Consider the following 19,482-nt stretch of genomic DNA (forward strand, 5'->3'; position numbering starts at 1 on the left):
GCGCCGCCCTGGCAACAATGAGTCGAGTAGTTACGGAGACCACGAGCCAATGCAGTCCGGGATTCACAAGCAGCCGATGAGGGACGGCGACACGCTCGATGCCAGCATCGCGGCTGCGACCAACGCCTTGCTGAGCTATCGGCAGGCCGACGGCCACTGGGTGTTCGAACTCGAGGCCGACTGCACGATTCCGGCAGAATACGTGCTGCTGCGGCACTATCTCGGCGAGCCGGTCGATGTCGCGCTGGAAGCCAAGATCGCCAACTATCTGCGGCGGGTGCAGGGCGCCCATGGCGGCTGGCCGCTGGTGCATGACGGCGAATTCGACATGAGCGCCAGCGTCAAGGGCTACTTCGCGCTGAAGATGATCGGCGACGATATCGACGCGCCGCATATGGCGAGGGCCCGCGAGGCGATCCGCTCGCGCGGCGGCGCGATCCACAGCAACGTGTTCACCCGCTTTTTGCTGTCGATGTTCGGCATCACCACCTGGCGTAGCGTGCCGGTGCTGCCGGTCGAGATCATGCTGCTGCCTATGTGGTTTCCGTTCCATCTCAACAAGATTTCCTACTGGGCGCGCACCACCATCGTGCCGCTGATGGTGCTGGCGGCGCTGAAGCCGTGCGCGGTCAACCGGCTCGAGATCGGGCTGGACGAACTGTTCCTGCAGGATCCGAAGTCGATCAAGATGCCGGCCAAGGCGCCGCATCAGGGCTGGGCGCTGTTCAAGCTGTTCGCCGGCATCGACGCGGTGTTGCGGACCATCGAGCCGTGGTTCCCGAAGCGGCTGCGCCAGCATGCGATCAAACAGGCGGTGGCGTTCGTCGAAGAGCGGCTGAACGGCGAGGACGGGCTCGGCGCGATCTATCCGCCGATGGCCAACACCGTGATGATGTACAAGGTGCTGGGCTTTCCCGAGGATCACCCGCCGCGCGCGATCACAAGGCGCGGCATCGACAAGCTGTTGGTGATCGGCGACGACGAAGCCTATTGCCAGCCTTGCGTCTCGCCGGTGTGGGACACCGCGCTGACTTGCCACGCGCTGCTGGAATCCGGCGACGAACAGGCCCGCGTGCCGGCGCGCAACGGTTTGGACTGGCTGCTGCCCAAGCAGGTGCTCGACCTCAAGGGCGACTGGGCGGTGAAGCGGCCGCAGCTGCGCCCCGGCGGCTGGGCGTTCCAGTACAACAACGCGCATTATCCGGATCTCGACGACACCGCGGTGGTGGTGATGGCGATGGACCGCTGGCGCCGCGCCGCCGGCAGCCGCGACTATGACGAGGCGATCGCGCGGGCCCGCGAATGGATCGAGGGCATGCAGTCGGACGACGGCGGCTGGGCCGCCTTCGACGTCAACAATCTGGAATATTATCTCAACAACATCCCGTTCTCCGACCATGGCGCGATGCTCGACCCGCCGACCGAGGACGTCACCGCGCGCTGCGTCTCGATGCTGGCGCAGCTCGGCGAGACCGTGGCGAGCAGCAAGGCGGTCGCCGACGGCGTCGCCTATCTGCGCCGCACCCAATTGCCGGACGGCTCCTGGTATGGCCGCTGGGGGCTGAATTACATCTATGGAACCTGGTCGGTGCTGTGCGCGCTGAACGCCGCCGGGCTCGACCATCAGGATCCGGTGATTCGCCGAGCGGTGGCGTGGCTGACGTCGATCCAGAACCCGGATGGCGGCTGGGGCGAGGGCGCCGAGAGCTACCGGCTGGATTACAAGGGATATGTGCAGGCCCCGACCACCGCCTCGCAGAGTTCATGGGCGCTGCTGGCGCTGATGGCGGCCGGCGAGGTCGACTCCGCCGCCGTGGCCCGCGGGGTGCAGTACCTAAAAAGCACACAGACCGGAAAAGGACTGTGGGATGAGCAACGATATACCGCTACGGGCTTTCCGCGGGTGTTTTATTTGCGTTATCATGGCTATGCGAAGTTCTTTCCGCTGTGGGCGCTGGCGCGGTATCGAAACCTGAGGAGCACCAACAGTAAGGTGGTAGGGGTCGGGATGTGATTTTGGGGGCGGGGGACCGTTCGTCCGCGGGCAATTCGTTTGATCCGCGGCCGGTGTTGATCGTGACTGGTTTGGTGCAGGAAGCCCGGATCGCAGCGGGCCCGGGACTGACCGTCATCTGCAGCAGTAGCGATCCCAAGCAATTGCGGGTGCTGCTGGCGGGCTTCGACCCGACCACGATCCGCGGCGTGGTCAGCTTCGGCGTCGCCGGCGGCCTCGACCCGAAACTCAAATCCGGCGACATCGTGGTGGCGACCGAAGTCATGGCGGGCGACCGCCGTTGGCTCACCGCGCTGGAGTTCAGCGAGGAATTGCTGGCCGGCATCGGCATCGGCGGCCGCCGGGTGATTCGCGGCGGCCTCGCCGGGGCCGAAAAGGTGATCGGCGCGCGCGCCGCCAAGGCCGCGCTGCATTCCGAGACCGGAGCCGCGGCGGTCGACATGGAAAGCCATATCGCCGCCGCCTATGCCGACAAATCCGGACTGCCGTTCGCCGCGCTGCGGGTGATCAGCGACCCCGCCAGCCGGGCGCTGCCGACGCTGGTGTCGACCGCGATCAAGCCAAATGGCGATATCGACGTCGCCAAGGTTCTGCGCGGCATTGCGCGGAACCCGGCGACCATCAAGGCCCTGGTGTCGACCGGGATCGACTTCAATCGCGCCCTGCGCAGCCTACGCGGCTGTCGAGGACTGATGCTTGACGTCGGCGGCCTCGTCACGGCGGATCTCTGACAGCCGCTTCTGCACTTCTTCCGAGAAGATGTACTGCGCCGGACGCTGCTGCGACAGATCGATCTCCGGCGCCATCGGCCCCTCGGTGCGAATGCCGCGGATCGACACCCACAGCGCCTTCAACGGATTGACCAGCGAGGCATTCGCCGCGGTCGGCTCGTAGCCGCAATGCGCCATGCAGTCGGCGCACTTCTCATACTTGCCGGTGCCGTAGCTGTCCCAGTCGGTGGTCTCCATCAGTTCCTTGAAGGTCGCGGTGTAACCCTCGCCGAGCAGATAGCAGGGCTTCTGCCAGCCGAAGATGTTGCGCGCCGGCATGCCCCAGGGGGTGCATTCGTAGGACTGGTTGCCGGCCAGGAAGTCCAGGAACAGCCCGGAATGCATGAAGTTCCACTTCTTGCCCTTGCCCAGCGCGAACACGTCGCGGAACAGGTTCTTGGTCTTGGTGCGGTTCAGGAAGTGCTCCTGATCCGGCGCCCGCTCATAGGCGTAGCCCGGCGACATCGAGACGCCGACGCCGAGTTCGGTGGTGAAGTCCATGAACTTGGCGATGTCCGCGGCGGAATGGCCGTCGAACACGGTGGCGTTGACGTTGACCGTGAAGCCCTTGGCCTTCGCCGCCTTGATCGCCGACACCGCGCGGTCGAACACGCCGTCCTGCGACACCGCCTTGTCGTGATGCTCCTTCAGGCCGTCGAGATGCACGGAGAAGAACAGATAGGGCGAGGGCTCGAACAGGTGCAGCTTCTTCTCGAGCAGCAGCGCGTTGGTGCACAGCGAGACGAATTTCTTGCGCGCCACCAGGCCGCGGACGATCTCGCCGATCTCCTTGTGGATCAGCGGCTCGCCGCCCGGGATCGCCACCATCGGCGCGCCGCATTCCTCGGCGGCATCCCAGCATTCCTGCGCGGTCATGCGGCGATTGAGAATGGCGTCGGGATAGTCGATCTTGCCGCAGCCGACGCAGGCCAGATTGCAGCGGAACAACGGCTCCAGCATCAGCACCAGCGGGTAGCGCTTGCGGCCGAGCATCTTCTGCTTGATCAGGTAGCCGCCGATCCGCAGCTCTTTGAAAAACGGGATTGCCATTACTAGTCTTTTCTTTCCTGGAATTGATTTTCAGGGGAGTGCTTCAGGCCGGGGCCAACTCGGCCGGCAGGAGAAACTCGATGTTTTCTTCACGCCCGGGCAACACCGACACCACGACGGGTCCGATCCGCCGCAGCGCTTCGATTACGTCATCGACCAGAACCTCGGGGGCCGATGCGCCGGCGGTGATCCCCACCGCCTTGACGCCGTTCAGCCAGTCCGGATTGAGCTCGCTGCCGTCGGCAATCAGGTAGCTTGGAATTCCGACCTCGGTGCCGATCTCGCGAAGCCGGTTGGAATTGGAACTGTTGGTGGCGCCCACCACCAGGATGAGATCAACCAGTTTGGAGAGATCTCTTACCGCGGATTGGCGATTTTGTGTCGCATAGCAGATATCCCGGATGTCGGGTCCCTGGATGTCGGAGAACCGCTGAGCCAGCGCGGCGATGATGTCCTTGGTGTCGTCGACGCTGAGTGTGGTCTGGGTGATGTAGGCGACCGGGGTGTCGGCCGGCAGCGTCAGCGCGGCAACATCCTCGACGTTCTGCACCAACAGCACCGGCCCGGACACCTGGCCCATGGTTCCCACCACCTCGGGATGGCCGGCATGGCCGATCAGGATCAGCGCGCGGCCCTTCGACATATAGCGCTTGCCCTGATTGTGGACCTTGGTGACCAAGGGGCAGGTGGCGTTGAGCACCGGCAACCCGCGCGCTGCGGCCTCTTCCTCGACGCTGCGCGCCACGCCATGGGCGCTGAACACCGTCACCGCCTTCGGCGGAACCTCGGAGAGGTCTTCGACGAAGATCGCGCCCTTGGCCTTCAGGCTTTCGACGACGTATTTGTTGTGCACAATTTCGTGTCGCACATAGACCGGGGGGCCATATTTCTCCAGCGCGCGTTCCACGATCTCGATCGCGCGCACCACGCCGGCACAGAATCCGCGCGGCTGCGCCAGAAAAACCTCAAGGGGGCGAACATTATACAAGGGCACCGTCCTGATTTGTGCGTGCGGTGAAAACTAAACCACCAACCTTACCACGGTACGGCTGGTGTGGTGTGCCGTCGACATATACGGTCCCCGCCGCGATTCAACGCGGTTGGCAACCGAGCCTCAAGCGATTAATTCGGCAGCAGCGATCCGTCCGATCGTCTTAAGCCATTTTGTCGCGTCATTGAAGGCAAGACTTCGCGGAGCCGGAGCGGCTTTTGGAACTGCGATAGATCAGGCGCATTTTAGGCGAGCCGAGAGCAATAGAAAGAGAAAAAGTGCTGACAAGTCTTGTCGTATCCATTGTCAAAGCTTGCACCCGCTTCGCCGCTTTTACTGTCCTGATCGCAATAATCCTTGCGATCGCCGCGGGGGTCTACACCGCGCGGAATTTCGGCATCAACACCGACATCAACCGGCTGATTTCCCCGGACCTCGACTGGCGCAAGCGCGATATCTCCTTCGACAAGGCTTTCGACCAGGAGCGCCTGATTCTGGCCGTGGTGGATGCGCCGACGCCGGAATTCGCGAACGCCGCGGGGAACGCTCTTACCGAGAAATTATCTCAAAATAACAAAGACTTCGACTCGGTGCAGCGGCTCGGCGGCGGAGAGTTTTTCGACAAAAACGGACTGTTGTTTCTGCCGACCAAGGAGGTCGCCGAATTGACCGGCCAGTTCCAGCAGGCGGCCCCGCTGTTGGAAATCATGGCCGGCGACCCCAGCCTACGCGGCCTGACCGGCGCGCTGGAAACCGGCCTGGCCGGCGTCAAGCGCGGCGAAATCACGCTCGATGGCACCGCCAAGCCGTTCACAACCATCGCCGAGACCATCGAGACCGTGCTGAAGACCGGCTCGGGCTACTTTTCCTGGCGCGGGCTGGCCAGCCCGAACCCGCTGACCGACAGCGACCGCCGGGCCTTCATCGAGGTCAAGCCGGTGCTCGACTTCCAGGCGCTGCAGCCCGGCAAGACCGCGACCGATGCGATTCGCAAGGCGGCCGAGGATCTCAACCTCGCCGGGGAGTACGGCGCGCGGGTCCGGCTCACCGGCCCGGTTCCGATCGCCAACGAGGAATTCGCCACGGTGCAGGAGGGTGCGCTGGTCAACGGCGTCGGCACCGTGTTGGTGGTGTTGCTGATCCTGTTCCTGGCGCTGCATTCGCCGAAGATCATCTTCGCGGTGTTCGTCAACCTGTTCGTCGGGCTGTCGATCACCACCGCGGTGGGGCTGATGATGGTCGGATCGCTCAACCTGCTGTCGATCGCCTTCGCGGTGCTGTTCGTCGGGCTCGGCGTCGACTTCGGCATCCAGTTCAGCGTCCGCTATCGCTCGGAACGCTACAAGAGCGGCGATCTGCGGCTGGCCTTGGTGAAAGCCGCGCAATACTCCGCGATTCCGCTGTCGCTGGCGGCGATGGCGACCACCGCGGGATTCCTCTCCTTCCTGCCGACCGACTACAAGGGCGTCTCCGAACTCGGCGAGATCGCCGGCGCCGGCATGGTGATCGCGTTCTTGTCGAGCATCACCGTGCTGCCGGCGCTGCTCGATCTGCTCAACCCGGCCGGCGAGAAGGAGCCGCTGGGCTACGCCTTCCTCGCCCCGGTCGATAACTTCCTGGAGACCCATCGCGTCGGTATCGTCGGCGGTACGCTGGCGATCGCAGTGCTCGGCCTGCCGCTCTTGTACTTCCTGCATTTCGACTTCAACCCGATCAACCTGCGCAATCCCAAGGTGGAATCGATCGCCACCTTCCTCGATCTGCGCAAGGATCCGAACGCCGGCGCCAATGCCGTGAACGTCATGGCGCCCTCGGTCGAGGCGGCGAAACAGGCCGAGGCCAAGCTGCAGAAGCTGCCGCAGGTGCTGCGCACGATGTCGCTCGACAGTTTCGTGCCGGACGACCAACCCGAGAAGATCAAGCTGATCCACGACGGCGCCAAGATTCTCAATCCGGCGCTTAATCCGGACTCGGTCGACCCGGCGCCGTCCGACCAGGAGAATGTCGCGGCGCTGCAGAGTACCGCGGACAATCTGCGCAAGACCGCCGGCGAGCAGGCCGGCCCCGGCGCGCAGGCGTCGCGACGGCTTGCGGACGCGCTGAGCAAGCTGGTGGCGGCAGATCAGCCGACCCGCGACAAGGTGCAGGCGGTATTCGTTACGCCGCTGCAATTGGCGCTGGAGCAGTTGCGCAACATGCTGCAGGCGTCGCCGGTGACGGTGCAGAACTTGCCGGCCAGTCTGGTATCGGCCTGGAGAACCAAGGACGGCCAGGTCCGCATCCAGGTGCTGCCGCAGGGCGATCCCAACGACAACGACACGCTGCGTGCCTTTGCCGGCGCGGTGCTGTCGGCGGCGCCGGAGGCGGTCGGCGGCCCGGTATCGATTCTGAAGTCCGGCGATACCATCGTCTCGGCGTTCATCCAGGCCGGGCTGTGGGCGCTGTTGGTGATCGGGCTGTTGTTGTGGCTGTGCCTGCGCCGGATCGGCGACGTGCTGCTGACGCTGGTGCCGTTGTTGGTCGCCGGGGCGGTGACGCTGGAGATCTGCGTGCTGATCGGGCTGCCGCTGAACTTCGCCAACATCGTCGCCCTGCCGCTGATGCTCGGCATCGGCGTGGCGTTCAAGATCTATTACGTGACCGCGTGGCGCGCCGGCCACACCAACCTTTTGCAGTCGGCGCTGACCCGGGCGATCTTCTTCAGCGCGCTGACCACCGCGACCGCGTTCGGCAGCCTGTGGCTGTCGAGCCATCCGGGAACCGCGAGCATGGGCAAGCTGTTGGCGCTGTCGCTGATTACCACGCTGGCGGCGGTACTGCTGTTCCAGCCGGCGCTGATGGGCAAGCCGCGCAGTCTCGAAAATATCGAGGAGTAGAAGCCACGATGCAGTTTTCGATCTGCGGCGTGCGGGTTCGCTTCATCTCGAATAAAATCGTCGCGCCGGCGCCGGCTGCCCTTGTTTTGCCGGATCGGCATTGTTCTTATCCCTTCCGCCCGGTATCCTGCCAGACGACAGCACCGCCCCATGCTCGCATCGAGCATCCCGGTGGCGACGCCGTCTGCAACTTTCCAGTCACAGTGGGATCGGGGCGAGCGCGGGGACCAAGCTGCCAGTCAAAAAAACTCCGCAACAGGCCAAACTCCGCATGTTATTCCGTGGGTTGTGCAACATTGTGCAGATCCGCGATCTTTAAACTGTGGTAGATCAGTCAAAACGCCGCAATGCCGCGTTTTCAGTTGACGACCTGCCCATCAACCGAAGTATGTAGCTGATGCTGTATCCGAACTTAGACCTATCCGAGATGTTCGCGGACCGGCAGTCGCAGCGCAGTTCCATGCACGCGCGCCATCTCAACGAACAACTCGTGAGAGTCCTGAAGACCATCGGCTATGATGTCGGCTTCCAGCGCGGATCCGGACAGTATCTGTTCGACCGCGACGGTGCACGGTATCTGGATTTGCTGAGCGGTTTCGGCGTATTCGCGATCGGCCGCAACCATCCCGTGCTGCGTCAGGCGCTGAAAACCGTGCTCGACGCCGAGATGCCCAATTTGGTGCAACTCGATGTCTCGACGCTGGCCGGCATCCTGGCCGAGCGGCTGCTCGAGCACATGCCGTATCTGGACAAGGTGTTCTTCGCCAATTCCGGCGCCGAGAGCGTCGAGGCGGCGATCAAATTCGCCCGCGTCGCCACCGGCCGCACCGGCATCGTCAATTGCGAACACAGCTATCACGGCCTGACCTACGGCGCGTTGTCGCTGACCGACGACCAGAATTTCCAGGGCGGCTTCGGCCCGCTGTTGCCGGGCGTCACCACGATCCCGTTCAACGACCTCGAAGCGCTGGAAAAGGTGCTGTCGACGAAGCAAGTCGCGGCGTTCATCGTCGAGCCGATCCAGGGCAAGGGCGTCAACATGCCCACCGACGAGTTTCTGCCGGGCGCTGCGGCGCTGTGCAAACGCTACGGCACGCTGTTCGTCGCCGATGAAGTCCAGACCGGGATCGGCCGCACCGGGCGTTTCCTTGCGGTCGAGCATTGGAACGTCGAGCCCGACATGGTGCTGTTGTCGAAGGCGTTGAGCGGCGGTCACGTCCCGGTCGGCGCGGTGCTGACGCGCAAATCGATCTTCGACAAGATCTTCAACCGCATGGATCGCGCGGTGGTGCACGGCTCGACCTTCGCCAAGAACGATCTGGCGATGGCCGCGGGCATCGCCACGCTGGAAGTGCTGAAGCACGAGAAGCTGGTCGAGGCCGCGGCCAAGCGCGGCGCCGAACTGCGGCTGGCGCTGACCCGCATGGTGCCGGGCTATGAACTGCTCAAGGAAGTGCGCGGCAAGGGGCTGATGATCGGCGTCGAATTCGGCCCGCCGCAATCGCTGCGGCTGAAGGCCTCGTGGTCGATGCTGGAAACCGCCAACAAGGGGCTGTTCTGCCAGCTGATCACCGTGCCGTTGTTCAAGGATCACAAGATCCTGACCCAGGTGTCGGGCCACGGCAGCCACACCATCAAGCTGTTGCCGTCGCTGACCATCACCGAAGACGACTGCAAGTGGATCGAGACCTCGTTCGATGCGGTGATCGCCGACAGCCACAAGGTGCCCGGCGCGATCTGGTCGCTCGGCAAGACGCTGGTCGACAACGCGGTGCGCAAATCGGCGTGAGGCTCAGCCGGGAGCGCGCAGCGCGCTCTCGATCCTGTCGGCGAAATCATTGAGCTCCTCGACGCCGAGGTCGCTGACCGCGCAATAGGCCAGGCCGCCCTCGCGCCAGCGCCGGACGTTGAACCCATGGATCGTCTCGGTCTTCGCGGCGTGCTGCGCGACGTCGGGGGCCTGCGTCACGAACAGGTTGATAACGTGGATGCGCCGGCGATAGACGATGGCGCCGAACGCGCGGCCGTCTACGTAATCGAGCCGCCCGCCGATCAGCGTAAAGCCCTGCGCGGTCAGATCGACCACCGGCGGCGCGACGTCGAGCCTGCCGTTGAACCAGGGTTTGACGGTGTGCTGTTCGCTCGACAACACGTCGGTGAGGTGGCCGGGCTGCAGCGAGCGGACATGCGCCGAGACGATTTCGGCGACGATGCGCTGCTCGTCGTCGCCGCGCAGCGCCACCACCACCACGCTCGCGGCCGCCGCGGCCGATAGCACCGATCCCATCGCAAACCCTTTCAACACCGCGCGCCGGCTGGTCGCCCGCGGCTGCGGCATGGCAACCTCGATGCGCTGCCGCAGGCCGGCCGGCGCGGTTTCGCGCAGCTCGGTTGCCGCGATGATTGCCTGCATCTGACGATAGCCGCGCAGCTGCGCCGCGCAGCGCGGGCAGTCGGCGAGATGCTGTTCGACCGCGCGGCTGTTGCCGGCGTCGAGTTCGCCGTCGAGCAGCGCGTGCAGCAGGATCTCGGCCTCGTCGCATGTCATGGAGTGTGCTCCTGTTCGGCGAGCCAGGCGGCGCGCAGCATCGCGCGAGCGCGCGCCAGCCGCGACATCACGGTGCCGACCGGCGCGTCGACGATGCCGGCGATGTCGCGGTAGGACAGATTGTGAATTTCACGCAGCACGATGGTCTCGCGAAACGGCTCGGCCAGCGCGGTCAGCAGACGGCGGATGGTGGCGGCGTCCCAGCGCCGCAACAGCTGCAATTCCGGCGTCTCCTCGGCCTCGTGCCACAAGGGCGCGGTGGTGTCGTCGGCGTCGTCCGACAGCGCCAGCAACGGGGCGGCGGCGCGGCGCGCGAATTCCGCGCGGCAGACGTTGCGCAGGATCGCAAACAGCCATGGCTTGATCTGTGGTCCGTGGTAACTGTCGAAACTCTTGAAGGCGCGCAGGTAGCATTCCTGCACGGCGTCCTCGGCGTCGCTGGCATCGCGCAGCAGGTAGCGCGCCAGCGTGTAGACCTCGTCGAGCAAGGGCAACGCCGCCTCGCGGAACCGGCGCCCTAGTTCGGCATCGTCGCGTTGCAGCTTCACCGGCATCGCCCCGTGTTGCACCATTCCCCGGCCGGCGGCGCTGCACCGGCCGGGCATGATTGTGCCGCCTTGCCTTGGCTCGTTACTCAACCTTGATGGTCCCGGTCATATGGGGATGCAGCGAACAAAAATAACTGTAACTGCCGGCCTGGGTGAAGCTGAATGCGTAGCTGTCGTCGGTATCCAGCACCTTGGACTTGAAATGGCCGACCGACACCAGCGCATGCGGAATGTCGTCGCGGTTTTTCCAGGTGACGGTGCTGCCGGCCTTGATGGTCAATTGCGCCGGCTCGAAGGTGAAGTTGTCGATCATGACCGCCGCGTCCTCACAACGCGCCACGGAGATCTGCGTAGCCATGATCGCCGCCACGCCGAGGCGGACGCCGAGATGTCGAAAGCTGAACATGGTCATGGACGCTCCTCAACCCTGCAGCGGGGTGTCGATGATGGCGAGGCGCTCTTGGCCGGGCTGGAAGTTGATGCTGGCGACGCCGAGCAGCCCGCGCAGCTTGTCGTCGGCGACCTTCATCGGGCCCGGGGAGGGCGCGGTTCCCGGCGCCGGCTGCGGGAACGCGGTGGAGCGCGCGGTGTGGAAGGTGACGTTTCCTTCCACCTTCTGCATCACCTGATGGATGTGGCCGTTTAGCACGGTGACCGATCCGAAGCCCTTGAGGATGTCGAGCGCGCGGGCGCTGTCCTCGGTGCCCCAGCCCCAGGCCGGATACACCGTCCACAACGGAATGTGCGCGAACACCACGATCGGGGTGGATTTTGATTTGCCCCGGAGGTCGTCTTCCAGCCATGCGAGCTGATCGGCGCCGAGATTGCCGAGCCCGCCGGCCTTCAGGTCGACCACATTGACCAGGGCGACGAAGTGCACGCCGCCGGCGTCGAACGAATACCAGCCCGCGCCTTTGCTGCCGCGGCCATAGCGCTCGCGATACAGCCTGACCTCCTCGTCGATCAGGTCGTGCTCGCCCGGCACGTAATGCACGTCGAGTTTTGCCTGCGAGATGATGCGGTCGGCGTCGTCGAATTCGGAGGCTTTCGACAGATGCGAGATGTCGCCGGTGTGGATCATGAAGGAGGGCCGGATCGGCAGCGTCTTGATCTTGCCGATCGCCTCCTCGAGCGTGCCGATCGCGTTGGGATTGGCGGGCTTGTCGAAGCCGACATGGCTGTCGCTGATCTGCAGGAAGCTCAGCCCTGCCGGTTCCGCCGCATTGGCCTCACCGACCAGGCCGAGCGAGCGCGGCACGCCGCCAGAGAGGCTCCACAGCACGCCGGTGCCGGCCCAGGTCATGCATTCCAGGATCTTGCGGCGATTGGGTTGGTGGTCGAATTCGCGCATCGCATCCTCCATCGCCCTGAACTGGGCGTATCGAGGGGATCGGGCGAGTGCCGGGTTTATTCCCGCAACGGGCGATCTATTTGCGGTCAAGCCTGCTTGTCGCAACGGGCGGGCGCGCGCGACCTTGGGTCACCCCCGCAGCCGTGGTAATGGTAACGGAGCCTGGAACCAGTTGGAAAGCCTCTCATGCCCGTGATCAATCGCGTCGCCGACCTGCAGCCTGACATCATGGCGTGGCGCCGGGATCTTCATGCGCATCCGGAGCTGATGTACGAGGTGCACCGCACCGCGGCTTTCGTGGCGGACCGGCTGCGCGAATTCGGCTGCGACGAGGTCGCCACCGGGATCGGCCGCACCGGCGTGGTCGGCGTGATCAAGGGCCGCCAGCCGGCGCCCGACGCCGAGCTGCGGACCGTGGCACTGCGCGCCGACATGGACGCGCTGCCGATCACGGAAGCCAACGATCTGCCCTACGCCTCGCAGACGCCCGGTCTGATGCACGCCTGCGGCCATGACGGCCATACCGCGATGCTGCTCGGCGCGGCGCGCTACCTCGCCGAGACCCGTAATTTTGCCGGCGACGCGGTGGTGATCTTCCAGCCCGCCGAGGAGGGCGGCGCCGGCGCCGCGGCGATGCTCGAGGACGGGCTGATGGAGCGCTTTGCGATCGACCAGGTCTACGGCATGCACAATGGCCCCGGCCTGCCGGTCGGCTGTTTCGCGCTACGGCAGGGCCCGATCATGGCTTCCACCGACGCGATCGACATCCGCATCAACGGCGTCGGCGGCCACGCCGCGCGGCCGCACAAATGCGTCGACCCGGTGCTGGCCGGCGCGCAACTGATCACCGCGCTGCAATCGATCGTGTCGCGCAGCGTCGATCCGCTGGAGTCCGCGGTGATCTCGATCTGCGAGTTCCACGCCGGCAACGCCCGCAACGTGATTCCGCATGCCGCGGAACTGAAGGGCACAGTGCGCACGCTCACCGCCGCGGTGCGCGACCTCGCCGAACAGCGGGTCCGCGAGGTGGTGGCCGGGGTCGCGCTGATGACCGGCGCCAGCATCGATATGGTCTATGAGCGTGGCTACCCGGTGCTGGTGAACCACGCGGCGCAGACCGAGACCGCCGGCGGCGTCGCCCGCGCCATCGCCGGCGACGGCAACGTCCACGATATGCCTCCGCTGATGGGCGCCGAGGATTTCTCCTATATGCTGGAAGCCCGGCCGGGCGCCTTCATCTTCATCGGCAACGGCGACAGCGCCGGGCTGCATCACCCGGCCTATAATTTCAACGACGACGCCATCGTCTACGGCACCTCGTATTGGATCAAGCTGGTCGAGACCACGCTGGCGGCCTGAGGGGCCACATCAGTCGTCTGCACGACAGATGGTAGAGTCGGTAGCGGGCGAAGGAACGATGATCTTCACGTTGCGTTGAGGCAATGGAATACCCCCGCCACATCCGCAAAATGGAGCGCATCATGCCGACCAAGGACAAGGGCCTCAACGATCTATTCCTCGATACCCTGAAGGACATCTACTTCGCCGAGAAGCAGATCCTGAAAGCGCTGCCGAAAATGGCGAAGGCTGCGACCTCCGATAAGCTTCGCGCCGCATTCGAGAAGCACCACGGCGAGACCGAAGGCCAGATCGAGCGCATCGAGCAGATCTTCGAATTGATCGACAAGCCGGCGCGCGGCAAGACCTGCGACGCGATCATGGGCATCCTCGACGAGGGCAAGGAGATCATGGACGAGTACAAGGGCACAGAAGCGCTCGACGCCGGCATGCTCGCCGCCGCCCAGGCCGTCGAACACTACGAGATTTCGCGCTACGGCACGTTGAAGCAGTGGGCCACCCAGCTCGGCTTGAAGGACGCCGCCCGGCTGCTCGACCAGACCCTGCAGGAAGAAAAGAAGACCGACCAGGCGCTGACCACGCTGGCCGATTCCGCGGTCAATGTCGCGGCGGCGGCGTAAGCGATCCGCTGATCCGAGGCGCAGTTATCGTGCGTTGACAGCGCGCTTCTCCCCGGGGGAGCGCGCTTTCGTATCGTAAGAGCCTCGCCAAAGAGCGATCAAGACGGCAGGCATTAAACGCGTCATTTGCGGGGAGCTGTTGCTTCGCCTTCGCCCGGCGCGGCGAGTTCGGCTCGCAATGACTGATCTGGGGACCGTGCCCACCGACGCTGCTCACGCCGCATCCTTGCGCTTCAGGTATTTGGCGACGATCTTCAGATCGTCGACGAAGCGGTCGTATTCGCGCGCCTTGGCGTCTTCGTCGGGCAGTCGCAGCAGATAGGACGGATGCACGGTCACCAGCACCTGGACCGGATGCTCCGCTTCGCCCTCGGTATCGATCAGCCGTCCCCTGGTCTTGTTGATCGGCGTGATCTTGCCGAGCACGCTTTGCGCGGCGGTGGCGCCCAGCGCGACGACCAAAGCGGGACGCACCGCGGCGAGTTCGCGCTCGTACCATGGCCGGCAGGCGCGGATCTCCGGCGTGGTCGGCTTCTGGTGCAGCCGGATCTTGCCGCGCGGCACGAATTTGAAATGCTTCACCGCATTGGTGACATAGACCTTGCCGCGGTCGATGCCGGCGTCGCGCAGCGCGCGGTCGAGCATCTGCCCGGCGGGGCCGACGAACGGTTGGCCGGCGAGGTCTTCCTTGTCGCCGGGCTGTTCGCCGACCAGCATCACCGAAGCGTGGTGCGGGCCTTCGCCGAACACGGTCTGCGTCGCGTCTTTCCACAGCGGACAGGCGCGGCAGTCGGCGGCTTGCTCGCGCAGGGCCGCCAGGCTCGCAGCTCCTGCGTTGTCGTCATGATCGGTCGTCGCCCGGTGTTTCATCGGCGGCTCCCGGCGCTGCATGGATGTCTTCGGCTCGGTCGCGGCGGTGTCGATCATTGCGCCGGTGGCGCGCCCGGCCTGCGCGATCAACGGCTTGATCAGCGCCGCCTCCGGCAGGTTGCGCCAATAGCGCTTCGGCATCTCCGCCTGCATCGCCTTCACCTTCAGCCGCGCCGGATTGAAGATGCTGGCGTAGTAGGTCAGCCAGGTCTCTTCCAGCCGGTCCTCGGACGGCGCCTCGGCCTGGCTGACGCCCGGCGTGAACATCACGCTATGGCCGTCCCAGTGCGCGCAGACTTCCGGCGTCAGGATCGACCACGCCATATCGGCGAAGCGGCGCGCGAAGAACGGCGCGGTGGCCTCGACGATGTGATGCGCCGGCTCGAACCAGGCGACGAAGCGGTTGTTCGGCTCGCGGCCGATCTCGCGAAACCGGACGAAGGCTTTCATCTTGTGACAGTCGCGGCGCACCGCACGCGCCAGCGTCGAAAGCTGCGCGACGTCGGGATCGGAGGCGAGCTGCAGAAATTCATGGTTGGCGCGCAGCCGCCACAATACCCGGTACAACAGCGCGAAGCGCTGCGGGTCGCTGTGCAGGATGACGTTCTGCGCCAGTTCGACGAATTTCGCCGGCACGTTGAAGCTGGCTTCCGGCACCGCGGGCGGCGGGGGCAGCGCGGCGGGCGCGAACAGTTCGGGTTCGTCGCCGCGCACCGTCCAGCTCACCTCGGCCGGCTTGACGTGGCCGAGCGCCAGCCGGCGCGCCGCGGCGCGCCAGCCGGCGAAGTCGATGTCGCTGTCGAGCGCAACGAGGTGCATCCAATCTCCGGCTAGAATCCAAATCCCAGTTGCACGGCTTTCGGCTTGAAGCGCTCGGCGAGCTGAGCGCTTTCCAACAGCTGCCGCGCCGGCCGGTGATCGGACAGAACGATAAACGGCAGCGCCTTGTTCCTCGGAATGTGCAGCGCCGGCAGATCGCTGAGCCGCAGCGCCGCCTGGCCGCGCGCGGCGAGGATGCGATCGACGGCGCGGCGGCCGAACCCCGGCACCCGCAACAGCTCGTCGCGGCTGGCGCGGTTGACGTCGAGCGGGAAGCGGTCGCGGTGCCGCAACGCCCAGGCGAGCTTCGGATCGATCTCCAGCGCCAGCATCGCGCTGTCGTCGAGGATTTCACCGGCGTCGAAGCCGTAGAACCGCATCAACCAATCGGCTTGATACAGCCGATGTTCGCGCAACAGCGGCGGTGCCTGCGGCGGCAGCGCGCGGCTGGCATCGGGGATCGGGCTGAACGCCGAATAATACACCCGCTTCAGATTGTAGGAGCCGTACAGATTGGCGCTGCTGGCAAGGATGTTTTGATCGGTGGCGGCGTCGGCGCCGACGATCATCTGCGTGCTTTGCCCGGCCGGCGCGAAGCGCGGCGCGACGCGGCCCTGCGGCGTGGCTTTGCGGCCGTCGCGGGCTTCGTCGAGTTTCAGCCGCAGCCGGCCCATGCTGCGGCGGATGGCGCGGCCGTTCTTCTCCGGCGCGAGCTTCGACAGGCTTTGCGGATCTGAGAGTTCGATATTGATACTGAGCCGGTCGGCATACAGCCCGGCCTCGGCGATCAGCGCGTCGTCGGCGTCCGGGATGGTTTTCAGATGGATGTAGCCGCGAAACTGCTGCGCTCGCAATTGCCGCGCCACGCTGACCACCTGCTCCATGGTGTAGTCGGCGCTGCGGATGATGCCGGAGGACAGGAACAGCCCCTCGATATAATTGCGGCGATAGAAATCCAGCGTCAGCTGCACCACCTCGTCGACGGTGAAGCGCGCGCGGGTGACGTTCGACGAGGCGCGGTTGACGCAATACAGGCAGTCGTAGTTGCAGGCATTGGTGAGAAGAATCTTCAGCAGCGAGATGCAGCGGCCGTCCGGCGCATAAGAGTGGCAGATCCCCATGCCGGCGTCGGTGGAGCCGAGGCCTCGGCCGTCGCGGGAGTCCCGCTTCTCGGTGCCGCTGGAAGCGCAGGAGGCGTCGTATTTCGCCGCGTCCGCCAGGATGGCCAGTTTGCGCTGCACGTCCATGGAGCGAATCCTCTTGATTCTGTTCGGATAAAAAACTTTGTCGCGATCCCGATTGACTCGTCCGCCAGGGTTAGCTTTATATTAGAACATACCATGAACAAATGAGCCAGCCGCAGGTTCATCCCAAACCTGCCAGTGGCAACACAAAGGAGCGAGCGCATGACCAGCGCGCGCCTGAGCACGCTTGCGCATTTGCGAGGCGACATCGAACGGATCGAGAGCCAAAGCGAGGCGCGGCTGTTGCCGCGGGCGGCGCTCGGCCATGCCGAGGCCGACGCCGCGCTGCAGGGCGGGCTGGCGCTCGGCGCGATCCACGAGGTGTTTGCGGATGAAGGCCGCCAAGTGGCTGCGGCGACCGGCTTCATCGCCGGCCTGGCGCGCCGGGTCAGCCCGCGGCGGCCGCTGTTATGGGTGCGGCAGGATTTCGCCGAGCTGGAATCCGGCGCGCTGTCGCTGCGGGGCCTCGGCGAATTCGGGCTCGACCCGCGGCTCCTCGTGACGGTGCGCGCCGCCGATCTCGAGAGCGCGCTGCGCAGCGCCGCCGATGCCTTAGCCTGCGACGCGCTGGGCTGCGTGGTGCTGGAAATCTGGGGCGAGGCCAAGCCGTTCGATCTGGTCGCCAGCCGCAAGCTGACGCTGGCGGCGCGCGGCTCCGGCGTCACAGCGCTCGTGCTGCGGGTGGCGGCGACCCCGACCGCCTCCACCGCAGAGACCCGCTGGATCGTCCGAGCGGCGCATTCGCCGCCGGCCGGGCGCTGGCAGCCTGCGCCTTGGGGCGCGCCAAGGCTCGACACCGAACTTGTCCGCAACCGTCACGGCCCGAACGGCCGTTGGATCATTGAATGGAACTGTGATGCCTGCGTTTTCCATGACGCGGCGGATCCTCAGCCTGTGGCTGCCGCGATTGCCGACCGACCGCCTGCGCCGCCAGCCCTCGCGCAGCGCCGCGCCGGCTGACGAGACGCCTAGCGGCGTGCCTTGTGTCCCTTGGGTGGTGGTCGCAAGGCTTGCCAACGCGCTGCAGATTGCCGCGCTGGATGACGCCGCGGTCAAGGCCGGCCTCGACGTCGGGCTGCCGCTCGCCAATGCCCGCGCGATCTGTCCCGACCTTATGGTGTTCGACGCCGATCCCGCCGCCGACGCCCAGGCGCTGGAGGCGATCGCCGCATGGTGCGACCGCTTCACGCCGCTGGTGGCGCTCGATGCTCCCGATGGCTTGCTGCTCGATATCACCGGCTGCGCGCATCTGTTCGGCGGCGAGGCTTTGATGCTTGAGAGCGTCAGTCGCGCGCTCGCAGCCCAAGGCTTTGCGGTGAGTGCGGCGATCGCCGGCACCGCGGTCGCCGCCCGCACGCTCAGTCGCTATCAGCATGGCCGCATCGTCGGCGTCGGCGGCGAAGCGGACGCCGTCAGCGCGTTGCCGGTGGCGGCGCTCGGCGCCGATCCCGCGATCAGCCATGGCTTGCGCCGCGCCGGACTGAAGACGATCGGCGAGGTGGCGGGCCGCGCGCGGCCGGAGATCACCGCGCGGTTCGGCGCCGCCTTCACCAGCCTGTTGGAGCAGGCGCTGGGGCAGTGCGAGGCGCCGATCAGTCCGCGCCAGCCGCTGCCGGACTACATCGTGGAAAAGCGCTTCGCCGAGCCGGTGGCGACCGACACGGTGATCTCGGCGACGCTGTCGGCGCTGGCCGCGACGCTGGTCGAGGCGATGGCCCGCCACGGCAAGGGCGCGCGACAACTCAGGGCCAGCTTCTTTCGCAGCGACGGCGCGCTGCGCACGGTCGAATTGCAGACCGGCCAGCCGGTCACCAAGGTCGCGGTGATCGACCGGCTGTTTCGCGAGCGGCTCGACGCCATCGCCGATCCGCTCGATCCCGGCTTCGGCTTCGACCTGATCCGGCTCTCCGCCAGCCAGACCGAGATCGTGGTAGAGCAGCAGCGCGACCTCGACGCCCACGTCCACGACAATGACGAGTTGTCGGCGTTGATCGACCGCATCGCGGCGCGGATCGGCGGCCGCCGCGTCGTGGTGCACCTGCCGCGCGACACCCACATCCCCGAACACGCGGCGCGGGCGTTGAGCGCGCAGCAGCATCTCGCGCAAGCCGCGCAGGCGGCGTGGCCGGCGCGGATCGCTGGCGAGCCGCCGCTGCGACCGCTGCGGCTGTTCGCGCATCCGGAGCCGATCAAGGTGATCGCCGAAGTGCCGGACGGCCCGCCGGCGCGGTTTCGCTGGCGCCGCGTCAGCCACGCGGTGATCCGGGTCGAAGGCCCGGAGCGGGTGGCGATGGAATGGTGGCGATCCGAAGCCGCGCTGCTGACGCGGGACTACTTCCGCGTTGAGGACGAGGCCGGCCTGCGGTTCTGGCTGTACCGCGACGGCTTGTATGAGCGCGAACTCACTTCTGACGAAGACGAT

At 65.7% G+C, this 19,482-nt stretch carries 16 protein-coding genes; 8 read left to right on the forward strand and 8 right to left on the reverse strand.

Translation table 11 applies throughout. The annotated features are described in order from the left end of the window. Positions 1-76 precede the first annotated feature (76 nt). Both shc and VGC77_RS15675 read left to right on the forward strand, forming a co-directional pair. Positions 77-2,014, forward strand: a complete 1,938-nt coding sequence (gene shc, locus VGC77_RS15670; protein ID WP_331172489.1) for a squalene--hopene cyclase — start codon at positions 77-79, stop codon at positions 2,012-2,014. After that, positions 2,011-2,745 carry a phosphorylase gene (locus VGC77_RS15675; protein ID WP_331172490.1) on the forward strand — a complete coding sequence of 245 codons (735 nt, stop codon included), beginning with the start codon at positions 2,011-2,013 and terminating at the stop codon, positions 2,743-2,745. Before shc ends, VGC77_RS15675 begins: the two co-directional genes overlap by 4 nt. Here the strand turns inward: VGC77_RS15675 and hpnH are convergent. Further along, on the reverse strand, positions 2,686-3,834 hold the full coding sequence (hpnH, locus tag VGC77_RS15680; protein WP_331172491.1) for an adenosyl-hopene transferase HpnH: 1,149 nt from the start codon (positions 3,832-3,834) through the stop codon (positions 2,686-2,688). The two genes, VGC77_RS15675 and hpnH, sit on opposite strands and share 60 nt — an antisense overlap. 43 nt (positions 3,835-3,877) lie before the next feature. After that, complete coding sequence (ispH, locus tag VGC77_RS15685; RefSeq protein WP_331172492.1) at positions 3,878-4,822, reverse strand: 4-hydroxy-3-methylbut-2-enyl diphosphate reductase; 945 nt, start codon at positions 4,820-4,822, stop codon at positions 3,878-3,880. A gap of 281 nt (positions 4,823-5,103) precedes the next feature. Here ispH and VGC77_RS15690 point away from each other — a divergent pair, with 281 nt between their 5' ends. After that, positions 5,104-7,701 carry an MMPL family transporter gene (locus VGC77_RS15690; RefSeq protein ID WP_331172493.1) on the forward strand — a complete coding sequence of 866 codons (2,598 nt, stop codon included), beginning with the start codon at positions 5,104-5,106 and terminating at the stop codon, positions 7,699-7,701. 397 nt (positions 7,702-8,098) lie between these two features. Continuing rightward, positions 8,099-9,490 (forward strand): aminobacteriohopanetriol synthase HpnO, encoded by a 1,392-nt coding sequence (hpnO, locus tag VGC77_RS15695; RefSeq protein WP_331172494.1) that lies wholly within the window; start codon positions 8,099-8,101, stop codon positions 9,488-9,490. Between the two features lie 3 nt (positions 9,491-9,493). Here hpnO and VGC77_RS15700 read toward each other — a convergent pair whose 3' ends face one another. From VGC77_RS15700 to VGC77_RS15715, 4 genes are all read right to left on the reverse strand, one after another. Then, the gene (locus tag VGC77_RS15700) at positions 9,494-10,249 is read right to left on the reverse strand and encodes an anti-sigma factor (protein WP_331172495.1); all 756 of its coding nucleotides are present in this window, start codon (positions 10,247-10,249) and stop codon (positions 9,494-9,496) included. Next, a complete protein-coding gene (locus tag VGC77_RS15705) occupies positions 10,246-10,803 on the reverse strand; it encodes a sigma-70 family RNA polymerase sigma factor (RefSeq protein WP_331172496.1) in 558 nt (185 codons plus the stop codon). The genes VGC77_RS15700 and VGC77_RS15705 overlap by 4 nt, the downstream gene beginning before the upstream one ends. Positions 10,804-10,879: 76 nt before the next feature. Then, positions 10,880-11,209 (reverse strand): cupredoxin family copper-binding protein, encoded by a 330-nt coding sequence (locus VGC77_RS15710; protein ID WP_331172497.1) that lies wholly within the window; start codon positions 11,207-11,209, stop codon positions 10,880-10,882. A 9-nt stretch (positions 11,210-11,218) separates the two neighbouring features. Beyond that, a complete protein-coding gene (locus VGC77_RS15715) occupies positions 11,219-12,148 on the reverse strand; it encodes a metallophosphoesterase family protein (RefSeq protein ID WP_331172498.1) in 930 nt (309 codons plus the stop codon). A 186-nt stretch (positions 12,149-12,334) separates the two neighbouring features. On the opposite strand from VGC77_RS15715, the gene VGC77_RS15720 reads away from it, so the two are divergent. After that, complete coding sequence (locus VGC77_RS15720) at positions 12,335-13,507, forward strand: M20 aminoacylase family protein (RefSeq protein WP_331172499.1); 1,173 nt, start codon at positions 12,335-12,337, stop codon at positions 13,505-13,507. A 119-nt stretch (positions 13,508-13,626) separates the two neighbouring features. Then, positions 13,627-14,127: a ferritin-like domain-containing protein gene (locus VGC77_RS15725; protein WP_331172508.1), complete on the forward strand. Its 501-nt coding sequence runs from the start codon at positions 13,627-13,629 to the stop codon at positions 14,125-14,127. Between the two features lie 213 nt (positions 14,128-14,340). On the opposite strand, the gene VGC77_RS15730 is transcribed toward VGC77_RS15725, so the two are convergent. After that, the gene (locus VGC77_RS15730) at positions 14,341-15,816 is read right to left on the reverse strand and encodes a UdgX family uracil-DNA binding protein (RefSeq protein WP_331172500.1); all 1,476 of its coding nucleotides are present in this window, start codon (positions 15,814-15,816) and stop codon (positions 14,341-14,343) included. Positions 15,817-15,827: 11 nt separating this feature from the next. Beyond that, positions 15,828-17,063 (reverse strand): putative DNA modification/repair radical SAM protein, encoded by a 1,236-nt coding sequence (locus VGC77_RS15735; protein ID WP_331172501.1) that lies wholly within the window; start codon positions 17,061-17,063, stop codon positions 15,828-15,830. Between the two features lie 159 nt (positions 17,064-17,222). Between VGC77_RS15735 and VGC77_RS15740 the strand changes: the two genes are divergently transcribed. Both VGC77_RS15740 and VGC77_RS15745 read left to right on the forward strand, forming a co-directional pair. Next, on the forward strand, positions 17,223-18,020 hold the full coding sequence (locus tag VGC77_RS15740; RefSeq protein ID WP_331172502.1) for a DNA repair protein: 798 nt from the start codon (positions 17,223-17,225) through the stop codon (positions 18,018-18,020). Next, positions 17,917-19,482, forward strand: a 1,566-nt coding sequence (locus VGC77_RS15745; RefSeq protein WP_331172503.1) for a DNA polymerase Y family protein, incomplete at its 3' end; no start/stop codon positions are given. The genes VGC77_RS15740 and VGC77_RS15745, both read left to right, overlap by 104 nt.

The sequence above is a fragment of the Rhodopseudomonas sp. genome, assembly GCF_036404135.1.
Taxonomy (GTDB): domain Bacteria; phylum Pseudomonadota; class Alphaproteobacteria; order Rhizobiales; family Xanthobacteraceae; genus Rhodopseudomonas_A.

What these genes read in the sequence shown, in the direction of transcription:
- shc (WP_331172489.1), top strand. Translation starts at nt 77, where the DNA reads ATGAGGGACGGCGACACGCTCGATGCCAGCATCGCGGCTGCGACCAAC.
- hpnH (WP_331172491.1), bottom strand. Translation starts at nt 3,834, where the DNA reads ATGGCAATCCCGTTTTTCAAAGAGCTGCGGATCGGCGGCTACCTGATC.
- hpnO (WP_331172494.1), top strand. Translation starts at nt 8,099, where the DNA reads ATGCTGTATCCGAACTTAGACCTATCCGAGATGTTCGCGGACCGGCAG.
- VGC77_RS15700 (WP_331172495.1), bottom strand. Translation starts at nt 10,249, where the DNA reads ATGACATGCGACGAGGCCGAGATCCTGCTGCACGCGCTGCTCGACGGC.
- VGC77_RS15705 (WP_331172496.1), bottom strand. Translation starts at nt 10,803, where the DNA reads ATGCCGGTGAAGCTGCAACGCGACGATGCCGAACTAGGGCGCCGGTTC.
- VGC77_RS15710 (WP_331172497.1), bottom strand. Translation starts at nt 11,209, where the DNA reads ATGACCATGTTCAGCTTTCGACATCTCGGCGTCCGCCTCGGCGTGGCG.
- VGC77_RS15715 (WP_331172498.1), bottom strand. Translation starts at nt 12,148, where the DNA reads ATGCGCGAATTCGACCACCAACCCAATCGCCGCAAGATCCTGGAATGC.
- VGC77_RS15720 (WP_331172499.1), top strand. Translation starts at nt 12,335, where the DNA reads ATGCCCGTGATCAATCGCGTCGCCGACCTGCAGCCTGACATCATGGCG.
- VGC77_RS15730 (WP_331172500.1), bottom strand. Translation starts at nt 15,816, where the DNA reads ATGCACCTCGTTGCGCTCGACAGCGACATCGACTTCGCCGGCTGGCGC.
- VGC77_RS15735 (WP_331172501.1), bottom strand. Translation starts at nt 17,063, where the DNA reads ATGGACGTGCAGCGCAAACTGGCCATCCTGGCGGACGCGGCGAAATAC.
- VGC77_RS15740 (WP_331172502.1), top strand. Translation starts at nt 17,223, where the DNA reads ATGACCAGCGCGCGCCTGAGCACGCTTGCGCATTTGCGAGGCGACATC.